We start from the raw sequence: 12,898 nt of genomic DNA, 5'->3' as shown, positions 1-12,898 counted from the left end.
ATCAGTCTTCCGAGAGCAGCCCTCCGAAGGACGGGACCAGTCCTCCGGAGGATCCGAGGGACACGACAAAGGGGTCGTCATGACGGACAGGTTCGTCGCCGCAATCGACCAGGGCACCACCTCCAGCCGCTGCATCGTCTTCAACCAGGACGGCGCGATCGTCGCCGTCGACCAGCGTGAGCACCGCCAGATCTTCCCCAAGCCGGGCTGGGTGGAGCACGACGCCACCGAGATCTGGTCCAAGGTGCAGGCGGTGGTCGCCGGGGCGATCGCCAAGGCGGGACTGCGCGCCGACCAGTTGAGCGCGCTCGGCATCACCAACCAGCGGGAGACGACGGTCCTCTGGGACCGCGCCACCGGCAAACCCGTGCACAACGCCATCGTGTGGCAGGACACCCGCACCGCGGCCCTGTGCAAGCAACTGGGCGGTTCGGACGGGCCGGACCGCTTCCGCGAACAGACCGGACTGCCGCTCGCCAGCTACTTCTCCGGCCCCAAGGCGGCCTGGCTGCTCGACAACGTACCGGGCCTCAGGGACCGTGCCGAGCGCGGCGAGATCGCCTTCGGCACGATCGACTCCTGGCTGATCTGGAACCTCACTGGCGGCACCGACGGCGGAAAACACGTCACCGACGTGACGAACGCCGGGCGCACCATGCTGATGAACCTGGAGACCCTCCAGTGGGACCCGGCCATCCTCTCCGCGATGAACGTCCCCGAGGCGATCCTCCCCGAGATCAAGTCCTCCGCCGAGGTCTACGGCACCGCGGTCGGCCAACTCGCGGGCGTGCCCGTGGCGTCGGCGCTGGGCGACCAGCAGGCGGCCGTGTTCGGGCAGGCCTGCTACGACGTGGGCACGGCCAAGAACACCTACGGCACGGGCAGCTTCCTGCTGCTCAACACCGGGAACCGGCCGGTGCCTTCGAAGAACGGGCTCCTCACGACGATGGGCTACAAGATCGGCAGTGAGGCGCCGGTCTACTGCCTGGAGGGGTCGATCGCCATAACGGGCGCGCTCGTCCAGTGGTTCCGCGACCAACTCGGCATCATCCGCAACGCCGACGAGATCGAGACCCTCGCCGCGAGTGTGGACGACAACGGCGGCGCGTACATCGTGCCCGCGTTCTCCGGCCTGTTCGCCCCCTACTGGCGCTCGGACGCGCGCGGAGTCGTCACCGGGCTGACCCGCTACGTCACGAAGGCGCACCTCGCGCGCGCGGTGCTGGAGGCGACGAGCTGGCAGACGCGGGAGGTCGTGGACGCCATGTTCCAGGACTCCGGGGTGCAGATCACCACTCTGAAGGTGGACGGCGGCATGACCAAGAACAACCTCCTGATGCAGCACCAGGCGGACGTCCTCGGGGTGCCGGTGATCCGGCCCAAGGTCTCCGAGACGACCTGCCTGGGAGCCGCCTATGCGGCCGGGCTCGCCACCGGGGTGTGGAACGACCTGGACGAGCTCAAGTCGCACTGGCAGAAGGACGTCGAGTGGACGCCGTCCATGGAGTCCTCGGTGCGGGACCGCGAGTACCACAACTGGCGCAAGGCGGTGGAGAAGAGCTTCGGCTGGGAGGAGGAGGGCGACAACTAGGCACGCACGCGTGGCCGTTGTTCCACCCGGCACGCGCGTGCCGTCGGATCGCACCGGCTGCGGCCCGTACCCCGGTCGGCGGGGGTACGGGTCGCGCCCGCGCCTCAGCTGGTGACGCTCTGGCGGCGCTTCGCGCCGTAGGCCATCGCATGCTGGACGACCTCGATGAGGACCTCCTTGACCGACGACCGGTCGCGGGCGTCACAGAGCATGAGCGGTACGTCCTCGTCGAGGTCGAGGGCCTGGCGCACGGCGTCCACGGGGTAACGGTCGGCGCCCTCGAAGCAGTTGACGCCGACGACGAAGGGTATGGAGCGCCGCTCGAAGTAGTCGAGGGCTGCGAAGCAGTCCTCCAGGCGGCGGGTGTCGGCGAGCACGACGGCGCCCAGGGAACCCTCGGACAACTCGTCCCACATGAACCAGAACCGCTCCTGGCCCGGCGTACCGAAGAGGTACAGCACCAGGTCCTCGCGCAGGGTGATGCGCCCGAAGTCCATGGCCACGGTGGTGGTGTGCTTGCCCTCCACCCCGCTGGTGTCGTCGACCGGACGCCCTGCCTCGGTGAGCAGTTCCTCCGTGCGCAGCGGCCTGATCTCGCTGACCGCGCCGACGAGGGTGGTCTTGCCCACGCCGAAACCGCCGGCCACCAGGATCTTGAGCGTGACGGGCTCGACCGGAGGCTTGCCTCGCTCAGAACGCCCGAAGATCATCGGTCTTTTCTCCTGCTTGATGAGGTTAGGGGGGGCGGCGGCTCGTGCCGCTCACAGGGCCCGGAGGCCGGAGATCACGTCGCGCAGAATACTCTCGTCCACCAGTTCGGCGGGGGGCACGGGACGCGACACATGGACGAGTTCTCCGTCCACGAGGTCCCCGATGAGGACCCGTATCACTCCGATGGGCAGGTCGAGTTCGGCGGCGAGTTCGGCGACCGACTGCGGGGCGTCACGACAGAGACCGACGATGTCCACGTGCTCCGGGGACAGCGTCTGGTCCGCTTCCGAGTCGTCCTCCTGGGACTCGGCGATCACCACCGCGATGAGGTCGAGGCGGTGCTGGGCCGCGCTGGTGGTGCGGCCGCGCGTCATCGCGTACGGGCGGACGACCGGTCCGGCCTCGTCGTCGAACCAGTGGCTTCTTCCCTGACCGTCTCCGCTCATGTCATTCCACTACCCGCCGGAGGACAGGTCGGTGCGCGGAGCGGCCCCCAGATGCACACCGACCCGCTTCACGAGCAGTGTCATCTCGTAGGCGACCTGTCCGACGTCCGAGTCGGCGTCCGCGAGGACGGCGAGGCAGCTGCCGTCGCCCGCGGCCGTCACGAACAGGAAGGCCTCGTCGAGTTCGACGACCGTCTGCCGGACGCTGCCCGCCTCGAAGTGGCGGCCGACGCCCTTGGCGAGGCTGTGGAAGCCGGAGGCCACGGCGGCCAGGTGTTCGCTGTCCTCGCGGGTCAGGTCCTGGGACACGCCGGTGGCGAGGCCGTCGCCGGAGAGCACGATGGCCTTGCGGATGCTGGCGACGCGCTCGACGAGGTCGTCGAGCAGCCAGTTCAGCCCGCGTTGGTCGGTGCTGTGGCCGGTCGCCTCTGGTGCGGTCATCGACCGTCCCCCTTAGTTCCTTGTGCTGTGCCGCCTTGGGCGTCGTCGCCCTCGGCGTTCTCCTCGCGGCCGCGCTGCCAGCCGCGCTGGAGCGATGCCATACGGCTGCGCACCTCGTCGGCGTCGCGTTCGGCGACCTCCGCCGGGCTCGCGGCGCGCCGGTCGGGGTCCTTTTTCAGCTGCGGGGCCAGATTGGCCTGGCGTACGCGTCTGGGCAAAGCTCCGGTGTTCGACGGGGTGTCGGAGTCCGGGGCACCGGCCGCGATCTCGGCACGCCTGGTGCGCCTGGGGAGGGCGGGCGTCTCGGGCGGCTCGCCGAGGCCGCGTCCCGGGGAAGCGGGGGGCTGCGCGGAGTCGGCGCGACCGCCCGGCACGTCGGTACGGCGGCGTAGCGGCGTGTCACCGCGTCGCCGGGCCGGAAGGGGTGCGGGGCCGTCCGCCTCCGGTCCGCCCAGGCTCGGGGCCGTGGAAGGACCGCCGAAATCGGCCTCTACGGAGTCCCCGATCTCGCGTCGGGAGCGCTGCTCGACGACCGGGCGTCCGTGCGAGCTGACCAGCTTCGGCGTACGGCGTCGGGGCAGCGGAAGCGGGTCGCTGCGGTGGCCGTCCGTATCGGCCTCGGCGACCTGCTGATGCTGCTCCACGGGGCGGACGGGGGCGAGGTCGTCCCGGTGGGTGGAGGCGCGGCGGGGGCGGAAGATCCCGCCGCGCTCGCCGTCCTCCTCGTCGAGTCCGTCGGGGAAGCCTTCGAGGGCGTCCAGGTCGACGGGGGCTTCCAGTTCGACCGGGCCGTCCAGAAGAGCGGGCGGCAGGCCGGGGAGTTTCACGGGCACCTGGGAGAGCGCGGAGCGGCGGCTCTCCTCCAGCTCGGCCTCCTTCGTCGGCCGGGGCCGGTCGAGGCGGAAGCCGATGCCGTTGGTGTCCGGGACCTCGTCGCTCAGCAGGGCGTCAGGGATGAACACGACCGCGGTGGTGCCGCCGTACGGGGAGGGCTGGAGCGAGACACGGACGTTCTGCCGCTGGGCGAGCCGGCTGACCACGAAGAGGCCGAGGCGGTCGGTGTCGGAGAGTTCGAACTCCGGTGTCTCGGCGAGCCGGAGGTTGGCGTCCAGGAGCGCGTCGGCCGCCATGCCGAGGCCGCGGTCGTGGATCTCCAGGGTGAAGCCGTTCGCGACCCGCTCCCCGACGACCTGGACGGCGGTGTGCGGCGGGGAGAACACCGTGGCGTTCTCCAGGAGTTCGGCCACCAGGTGGGTGAGGTCGGCCACGGCGGGGCCGGTGACGGCGATGCGCGGCAGCCGTCGGACCTCGATGCGCTCGTAGTCCTCGACCTCGGCGACGGCCGCGCGGACGATGTCCATGAGCTGGACCGGCTTGCGCCACTGCCGCGACGGTGCGGCCCCGGAGAGGATCACCAGGCCCTCGGCGTGGCGGCGCATACGGGTCGTCAGGTGGTCGAGGCGGAACAGGTCGGCGAGTTCGTCGGTGTCCTCGGTCCTGCGCTCCATGGTGTCGAGCAGGGTGAGCTGCTTGTGCAGCAGGACCTGGCTGCGCCGGGCGAGGTTGACGAACACCTCGGAGACACCCGACCGCAGTTCGGCCTGCTTGACGGCGGCCTCGACAGCGGCGCGCTGCAGGGTGTTGAGGGCCTGGCCGACGTCGCCGATCTCGTTCCGGTCGTACTCCAGGCGCGGGACCTCGGTCTCCACGTCGACCACTTCGCCGACGGACAGCCGGCGCATCACGCTGGGCAGCCGGACGCCGGACGCCTCATGGGCGTCCAGGCGCAGTTGGCGCAGGTCGCGGATGAGGCCGCGGCCGATGCGCACCGACAGGAAGAGCGAGAACAGGAGGGCGATCAGTCCGAGGACACCGGCTACGGCCGCCTTGAGGATGACGCTCATCGCGACCGGGCGAACGCGGTCCTGGTAGCGGTCGTTGGCCTGGTCGTCGAGGGTGCCGAGCTTGGCCAGCACGGCACCGGCCGCGGTGTTCCAGGTCTGTGCGGTGACGTTGGCGGGCGTACCGGACGTGGTGGAGGAGGCGGCCTGTTCGGCCACGCGCAGCGGGGCGCTGGCCGCGTTCTTCCAGAAGCGTTCGAAGTGGCCGCGCTCCGCGGAGGGCAGCAGCGGCAGGTTGACGTCGTACATCAGGGTGCGCTGGGCGACCAGGTCGGAGATGTCGCGGGTCTCGTCCCGGGTGAGCTTGCCGACGATCAGGGATGAGCCGAGCAGAGCGTCCTCACGGGAGAGGAACTCGCGGGCGCGGGCGAGGTTGACGAGGGCGCGGTACTGCTTGTCCATCTCGACGTTGTCGACGACGTGGAGGTTGGACAGCAGCACGTAGCACGGGTCGACCAGGTGGTTGTAGAGGCCGAGGGCCTGGCCACGGTTGACGGTGCCGTCCTCGACGCTGCGCCGCAGGGACTGGAGGCCGTCGAAGGCGTCGAGGACCGCGGCGACGCGGCTGTCGGTGGCCTGCCCCATCGCGTCGCGCACGTCCGGGTTCTGTGCGTTCTTGCGGATCTTGGCGACGGCCGCGTCGGTCGCGGCGCGGCTGCGCTTGAGATCCGTGAGCCCGTCGGCGGCGCGCGGGTCGGCGAGATAGACGAGCGACTGCCGGCGTTCCTGCTGGATGACGCGGACCGTGTCCTCGGTGGGATAGCCGATCTTCTCGACGACCGACGACACGTTGAACAGGTCTCCGGCCGCCCGGCCGGTGAGGAACGTGGCGAACGCCCAGATCGCGGTCAGGGACACGAGCGGCACGAGAAGGAGCGCCACGATCTTCCGGCGGATGGACTTCCCGCGAAAGCGCATGGCCTCCCCCAGCTGGACCCCCGCCGACCGGGGGTACACATGTACGTCAACAAACGGCGCGAGCCTACTACTGACACAGAGGTAACTCGAAGAGCTGTCCGGGGCGTGAACGTCCGCAACAGCAACGAGACATGGGGAGTTGTCAGGGCATTGCGGGAGATTGCCGCCCCGATATCCCCCGGATCACCACACCCCATCCGATCGGTTCACTTGGCCAGTTGGCCGGAATTTTTCGTCCGTTGGGAATCTTCGTGGCAAGTTGTTCGTCTTTCTCTACGGGACGTGGGGGCGGAACCGGCCACACGAGCCGCATCCGCAACCGTGCGGCGTAAAACAGCGCAAGCCGGGCACCCACTGGGGAGCGGAGTCTTCGGGCTCCGGGCGAGTGGTGTACCGGCGGTGGGGAGGACACGTTGATGGGCACGGCGGAGCGGCAAGAGGCGCTTGAGGACGGCGTGGCGGCGCGGTCGACGGTGCAGCGGCGCCGTGAGGCACCGGATCGCGACATTCCGGCGGACGGTGGCAGGGCGACGGGTGGCGGCGAGGCTCCGAGGGCCTCGGGCGAGCCGGCCGCGGCGGACTTCGACGAGCCGCGCCCGGCTCGATCGACGGGGCAACAGCAGGAGTACTACCGGCCGTTGTGGATCGAGGAGCCCGCGCGTCGGCGCCGGCTGCCCGATCCGGTGCGTACGGCGGCCGTGCGGGCGGTGCTCATCATCGCCGTGACGCTGATCCAGGCGACGGTGGCCTTCCTGTGCACGATGGCCGGGTCCTGGCTGGCGTTCCCGATGGTGATCAGCAGCGTGGTCAGCACGGTGGTGGCCACCTGGGGCGCCCTCGACGTATGGGTGACGCGCCAGATGTGGAACCAGCGCAATGGCGTGGTCTCCGAGCCCAGCAGCACGGCAAGGGCCCTCCGCCGCGAGCGGCGTCGGGCCCAACGTCAGGCGCGGTCCAGTGAGCGGGCGCAGGAGCGGATAGCCCGCAAGAGCGGCGCCGGGCAGCTGTCGCACTCCTGAGATCCGCGCACGGATGGCGTTCGCCCGCGGATGACGTCCGTCTACGGAGCGGTCGGCGCCGGACGCTTGAACATCCGGGTCGCGGTGATCTCGCTGTGCACCGACTCTCCCTCTCCGGCTTGGGCCTGCTGCGGCAGGCCCGGCCGGAGGTGCTCCTCCACGCTGATGTATTTCAGGCCCGCCCGCAGGTCGGCGTCGTTGCGCAGCCGGATCACCAGCGGGAACTCGGCCAGTGCCGTCGTGTCGAACAGGCCGGTGGTGTACAGGAGTTGGACACCGAGCGCGTCGGACACGGCACGCTGCAACTCCAGCAGGTACGTCGCGTTGGCCCGCCCGATGGGGTTGTCGAGGAAGAGCGTGCCGGCGTGCCGGTGCTTGTCGCGGCCCCGGTCGTTGGAGCGCAGCGCGGCCATCGTGCAGTACAGGGCGATGGCCGCCGTGAGCAGCTGACCGCCGGAGAACACGTCGCCCATCTGCCCGACGGGCACCCGCTCGGCACGCAGGACGGCGTCCGGCTTGAGGATCTCGACGGCGACACCCTTGGGTTCAAGGGCTGCCCCAACTCCCCTCAGCAGCAGGGACATTCCGTCGCGCCGCATGTCGGAGTTCTTCTTCACGGCGGCCCGGGTCGCCTCGTCGACGACCACACCGAGCCGCTCGGTGAGCGTGGCCTGGTCGGGCTCCTCGAAGCGGATGCGCAGGAACTCCTGCCCGGACCACTCGCCGAGCCCCTCGGGCAGCCGGGACAGCCGCTGCGCGGAGCGCAGGGTCGCCAGCGCCGACTCGACGAGCCCGCGGAGCCGGTCCACGATCGAGTCGCGGTTGCGCTCCAATTGCGCCAACTCGTCGGTAAGGACCCGGAGTCGGGGCGCGAAGGCATCGGCCCACTTCTGCGCGTGCTCAGGCAGCGCGGACGCGGGCAGCTCACGGATCTGCTGCCGCGCGGGGGTGCGTACCTGCTCGTAGCGCGTGGAGTTGGCGTGCCGCACGAGCACATCGCTCGCCTCGCGTACGGCGCTCTCGGCGGCGGACAGGTCGGCGGCGCAGCCGCGCAGCGAGCGGCGGGCCTCGGCGGCTGAGTGCCGGGCCTCCTCCACGCTGCCCGGGTACGGCTCGGGCTCCTCCTGCTCCTCGTCCGACGAGTGCTCGCGCATCAGGTCCCGGAGCATCGCGGCGGTCTCGTCGAAGCCGCCGGCCCCGTCCTCGGCGGCGCGGTGGGCGTCGAGGAGTTCGGCGTGCGCCTCGCGGGCCTGGCCCAACGCGTCGGTGCGGGAGCCGAGTTCGGCCGTCGCCGTGCGCAGCAGCGCCTGGGCGTGCTCGGCGTCGCGCGGGACCAGTTCCTCGGCCAGCTCGGTGTGCGCCTCGCCGTCCTCGGGCGCGTGCCGCTCGGCCTCGCCGCGCAGCCGCCCGAGCTGCTCGCTCGCGGTCGACACCCGGGTCTCCAGCAGCTGCACCAGTTCCTCGGCACGTGCCGCGGCGGCCTGCCGGGAGGGCCCGTCGGAGCCGTCGGGTGACTGGAGCAACTGCGCCGCGCGCGTGCGGACCTTGTTGCTGACCCGGTCCAACTCGGCGATCGCCGCGCTCTCGTCGCTCTCCGCCCGCGCCTGCTCGGCCCGCAGATCGGCGCCGACGCCGACCTTCTCGTAGAGCTGCGAGGCGGCCCGGTAGGCCTCACGGAGGGCGGGCAGCGCGGGCTTGGGTGCGTCCGGGTCGTCTTCCGGTACGTCGTCGGGGGCGCCCGCGATCTCGGAGCGCTCGGCGCGCAGCGCACGGGCCGTGCGGCGGGCGTCGTCGGCGGCGCGCTGGGCGGCGCGGCGGTCCTCGTCGGCGGCGCGGGCGCGCTCCAGGCAGGACTGGGCGCGGGCCTCCGACTCGGCTGCCTCGTCGGCGAGTTCACGCAGTTTGACCTGCCAGCCCGCGCGTTCCCGCAGCCGGAAGGCGAGTCCGGCGAGGGCGTCGGCGGCCCGCCGGGCCTTCTGCGCGGCCTCCTGCCGTTCGTCGCGCACCTGGGCGGCCTCGGCGGCGGCTTCGTCGGCCTCGGCCCGCACGGTCCGCGCCTCGGCGAGCTCGGCCTCGGCCTCCTCGGCGAACGCACGCGTGTCCTGCGCTGCCTGCGCCAGTTCGACCAGGCGCCCGCTCGGGCAGCCGGTGCGCCAGGACGCGAGCCGAGCCGCCAGCTCCCGGTCCTTGCCGAGCCGTGCGGCGAGCGTACGGATCTCCTCGTCCCGCTGCCCCGCCCGCGCGCGCAGCGCCTGCCGCTCCTCGTCGGCGGCGTGCTCGTCGTGCATGGCCGGGTTCGGCGGTACGAGGAAGACGTCACTGGTCTGCGCGTCGGGCGCCGGAGTCGGGGCGAGCAGGGCGGCTGCCGTACCGACCGCTACGGCGGACCGGGGCAGCAGGGCCGCGTCGTTCAGTGCCTCACGGGCACGCGCGTGCGTGTCCGGGTCCGTGATGATCACGCCGTCGACCAGTTCGGGCCGGGCGGCGAGCACGCGCGCGTGGTCGGTGGGGTCGACGGCCTGGGCGAGGTAACGCCAGCCGGGCAGGGCCGGGATGCCGTGCTCGCCGAGGTACTCGACGGTGGCCAGCACGTCCGGGCCGGGCGGCAGCAGCCCGCCGTCACCGAGTGCCCCGAGGATGCGGGCATCGTCGGCGGCGGCGGTGCGCAGGTCGAAGAGCTGTCGCTCGGACGAGGAGACCCCGTCGTCGAGCAGCTCGCGCAACTCGTCGGCGAAGCGGTCGAGTTCCTCGGGGGTGAGGGGGCCTTCGGCGAGGGGGCGGGCGGGCTTGGCGGCACCGAGGTGGGCCACCGAGGAGGCGTTAGCGGCGGAACGGCCGCTTGCGGCAAGGCTGTTGGCTGAAGCGGTGTTGGCTGAGGCGCCGGTCCGCGCGTCCGACTCGGCACCATCAGCGTCATCAGAGGCACCCGAGCGCGAGCCCGCGCCGCCTGCGACCCCGGCATCACCCTGCCCCGTCGCCGCCCCGTCAGACGCACGCTCACCGCCCGCACCACGCGGCACCGGCACACCACCGCTACCGCCCGCAGCGCCACCGCCACCGGCACCAGCACCAGCACCAGCACCAGCACCAGCACCAGGCAAGCTGAGCAGCTCCGCGAGCCGCTCCTCCCCCGCCAGTCCCTCCGCGAGGCGCCGCTCCGCGTCGTAGGTCCGCTCGGCGGCGGTGGCCGCGTCGGACGCGCGGGCCGCCGTCAACTCCGCGCGGGACTCGGCGGAAGCCGCTTCGCGGGCGTGCTCGGAGGCCCGGCGGGACGCCTCGCGCGCGGTGTCCCAGGAGGCCACGGCGGTCTTCTCGGCGTCGCTCGCGGCGAGGGCGGCACGGGCCGGGTCGGCGTCGGGGGCGCTGTCGTCGAGCCAACCGGCGCGCACCGCCTCGGCGGTCTCCTGCTCGACCTCGGACAGGCGCTGCCGCAGATGCCCGACCTCGCTGCGGGCGCGCTGCGCCTCGGTGGCGGCGGAGGTCGCGTCCCGGTGCGAGGTCTCGCCGACCTCCTGGAGCGCGGCGGAGCGCTCCTCGCCCTCGTTGGCGAGGTTCTCGGCGCTCTCGGCGGCCTCGTGCAGGGCCTTGACGAGATCGACGGCGGCCTTGGCGCGGGCGGCGAGCGCCGGTGCGGCGTCCCGCTCGGCCTCGCGGATGGCGACGGCCACGCGCGCGGAGCGGTCGGCGGCGGCACGGTGCCGTAGCACCGCCTCGGCGGCCTGCCAGGCGGCGTGCAGCGTGCGGGCGTCGGCCAGCTCGCGCTTCTGCGCGGCGGCGGACTTCTCCATCGTGGCGAGCGCCAACGAGGCGTGCCGGTAAGCCAGTTCGGCGGCGATCAGCGCGCTGCGCTCCCGCGCCCCCTCGGCGTGCGTGACGGCGTACGCGGCGGCGGTGACCCGCTGGGCGAGGTCGGCGGCCCGCACCCGCTCCTGCGCGCCCCGCGCGGACAGCCGGCGCGCCAAAGTACGTGTACGGCGCTCGGCGCCGGCGTGGATGTCACGCGCGCGTGCCCGCGCCTCGGCGGCCTCGACGATGCGGCCGAGCAGGTCCACGGAACCGGCCGTGAAGTCCCGCTCGGCGATCAGTTCGGCCCGCCGCCCCAGCTTGTTGCCGAAGCCGCCGACCAGGTCGGCGAGCCCGTCGGTGTCCCGGGTGTCGGTGACCGCGCGCAGCAGCAGGTCGGTGAAGTCGGAGTCCTTCTTGACGGCGAAGAGACCGGCGGCCTCGCCCTCGTCGGCGTTCATCTCCCGCTGGTAGCGGAAGAGTTCGGGGTCGAGGCCGAGGTCGCCGAGGTGCTCGATCCAGCGGTCGTGGATCTCCTCCCAATGCACTTCGAGGTGCGGATACGCCTTGCCCGCCTCGGTGATGGCGTCCCGGAAGCCCTTCATGGTGCGCCGCCGGCCCTGCGCGCCGGACGCGCCCTCGACGGGCGGCCGTACGGAAGTGGCCTCGGCGACGGGGAGGTTGTCCAGGCTCAGCCCCGGCCCGGGCCGGAACGAGTACCAGGCCTCGGCGAACTTCCGCGGGTCGTTGGAGACTTGACGCCCCCGCCACTCGCTGACCTTGCCGACCACCACGCACTCGCCGGTCAGCGTGTGCTGCCACTCCAGGGCGACATGGCCGCAGTCGTCCGCGAGGAGGAACTTGCGCAGCACACCGGAGCTGGCGCCGCCGAGCGTGTTGCGGTGACCGGGCAGCATCACGGAGAAGATCAGCTTGAGCAGGACGGACTTGCCGCCGCCGTTCTCCAGGAAGAGCACACCGGCGGGCGCGGGGCGGCGCGGCGGCCCGACGGGCTCGTCCTCGAAGAACTCCGCCTGGGTGGGCGCGGGATCGGGCACGGGCTTGCCCACGCCTCGCAGGTCAAGCACGGTGTCGGCGTAGCGCGCACCGGCGGGCCCGATGGAGTAGAGGCGGACCCGGGACAGCTCGTACATGGCGGACTCTCGTCGTAAGTCTTCGGCAGGTGGGGGGAGTTGAGGAATCTCAGGAGTGGAACGGCAGTCCGGCGTCGGCCACCAGCTCCAGGTCCTCGGTGTCCTCGGCGGGCATCAGGCTCGCGGTGCCGTCGGTGACGGGGACGACGCCCAGCTCCAACAGCTCGGCCATGGCGGCGCTTCCGGCCATGTCACGCACCTGGAGCTGATAACGGGCGGTCGTGCGATACGTACCGCCGTTGTCGTCGCCAGTGCGTTGCAGGAACCCGGAGTCGGTGAGGAAGACGGCGGCCTTGCCGACGATGCCGGTGGTCGAACCGGCCAGTCTCCGGGCGTCTTTGGTGGCTCCGGTCGCGCTGCGTCTGACCCAGATCCGCCAGGCGGCCTCCAGGCCGGGCGCGTCGGTGGCCGGGTCGGTGTTCATGCCCTGCTCGTCGGCCCGCTCCTCCAGCCGCCGACAGGCCTGCCGTACGAAGGCGTCGACCCCGTTGACCGTGACGCGCCCGATGTACCCGTCGTCGGCGAGATCCTCGGGCCGCGGAAACGCCATGGCGGCGACGGCGAGATGGGCCAGCCCGTGCAGGAACCGGTCCCCGGAGTCGGCGGCCGTACGACGCGCGTAGTCCCCCATCCGCACGGCGAACACCGAGTCCTCGGCGGCGGTTACGGCCATCCCCGCGCGCGGGGAAACCTCCAGCACAACCAGCCCAAGCCCAGCAGCCACAGCGTCGGCAAGCCGAGCGAACGGCGAATCCTCGCGGTATCGGCGGAGCAACTCCGCGTACTCCTGATCCCGCGCGGGCTGCAACTTCGGCTGCAACCCGAACGCGACGAGGCGAGCCGCGTCGGCGGCATCGGCGGGCGTGACCGCAGCACTCACCGCCGGGGCGGCAGCCTCCGGCTCACTCCATTCGCCCTGCTCACTCACGACTGC

Annotated in this window: 8 protein-coding genes; 2 read left to right on the top strand and 6 right to left on the bottom strand. The window is 72.1% G+C overall.

The genetic code is table 11. From position 1 onward, the window contains the following. Positions 1–79: 79 nt before the first annotated feature. Positions 80–1,591: a glycerol kinase GlpK gene (glpK, locus tag OG714_RS42065; protein WP_406129035.1), complete on the top strand. Its 1,512-nt coding sequence runs from the start codon at positions 80–82 to the stop codon at positions 1,589–1,591. A gap of 104 nt (positions 1,592–1,695) precedes the next feature. Here the strand turns inward: glpK and OG714_RS42060 are convergent, their stop codons facing one another. From OG714_RS42060 to OG714_RS42045, 4 genes are read right to left on the bottom strand one after another with little or no spacing between them, the layout of a single operon-like run. Next, entirely contained in the window at positions 1,696–2,301 is a 606-nt protein-coding gene (locus OG714_RS42060) for a GTP-binding protein (RefSeq protein ID WP_406129034.1), read from the bottom strand. Between the two features lie 51 nt (positions 2,302–2,352). Next, positions 2,353–2,748, bottom strand: a complete 396-nt coding sequence (locus OG714_RS42055; protein ID WP_406129032.1) for a DUF742 domain-containing protein — start codon at positions 2,746–2,748, stop codon at positions 2,353–2,355. A 9-nt stretch (positions 2,749–2,757) separates the two neighbouring features. Beyond that, positions 2,758–3,189, bottom strand: coding sequence for a roadblock/LC7 domain-containing protein (locus OG714_RS42050; RefSeq protein WP_406129030.1), 432 nt, complete (start codon positions 3,187–3,189; stop codon positions 2,758–2,760). Next, positions 3,186–6,008 (bottom strand): nitrate- and nitrite sensing domain-containing protein, encoded by a 2,823-nt coding sequence (locus OG714_RS42045; RefSeq protein WP_406129029.1) that lies wholly within the window; start codon positions 6,006–6,008, stop codon positions 3,186–3,188. Before OG714_RS42045 ends, OG714_RS42050 begins: the two co-directional genes overlap by 4 nt. Before the next feature lie 416 nt (positions 6,009–6,424). Here OG714_RS42045 and OG714_RS42040 point away from each other — a divergent pair, with 416 nt between their 5' ends. Next, entirely contained in the window at positions 6,425–7,027 is a 603-nt protein-coding gene (locus OG714_RS42040; RefSeq protein WP_406129027.1) for a hypothetical protein, read from the top strand. A gap of 41 nt (positions 7,028–7,068) precedes the next feature. Here the strand turns inward: OG714_RS42040 and OG714_RS42035 are convergent, their stop codons facing one another. Both OG714_RS42035 and OG714_RS42030 read right to left on the bottom strand, forming a co-directional pair. Then, on the bottom strand, positions 7,069–11,964 hold the full coding sequence (locus OG714_RS42035) for a hypothetical protein (RefSeq protein WP_406129025.1): 4,896 nt from the start codon (positions 11,962–11,964) through the stop codon (positions 7,069–7,071). Between the two features lie 49 nt (positions 11,965–12,013). Then, positions 12,014–12,892, bottom strand: coding sequence for a hypothetical protein (locus OG714_RS42030; RefSeq protein ID WP_406129024.1), 879 nt, complete (start codon positions 12,890–12,892; stop codon positions 12,014–12,016). Between the last annotated feature and the right edge of the window lie 6 nt (positions 12,893–12,898).

Origin of the sequence: Streptomyces sp. NBC_00989 (assembly GCF_045162655.1) — a bacterium.
Taxonomy (GTDB): domain Bacteria; phylum Actinomycetota; class Actinomycetes; order Streptomycetales; family Streptomycetaceae; genus Streptomyces.
This window is presented reverse-complemented; position numbering and strand designations above follow the sequence as displayed.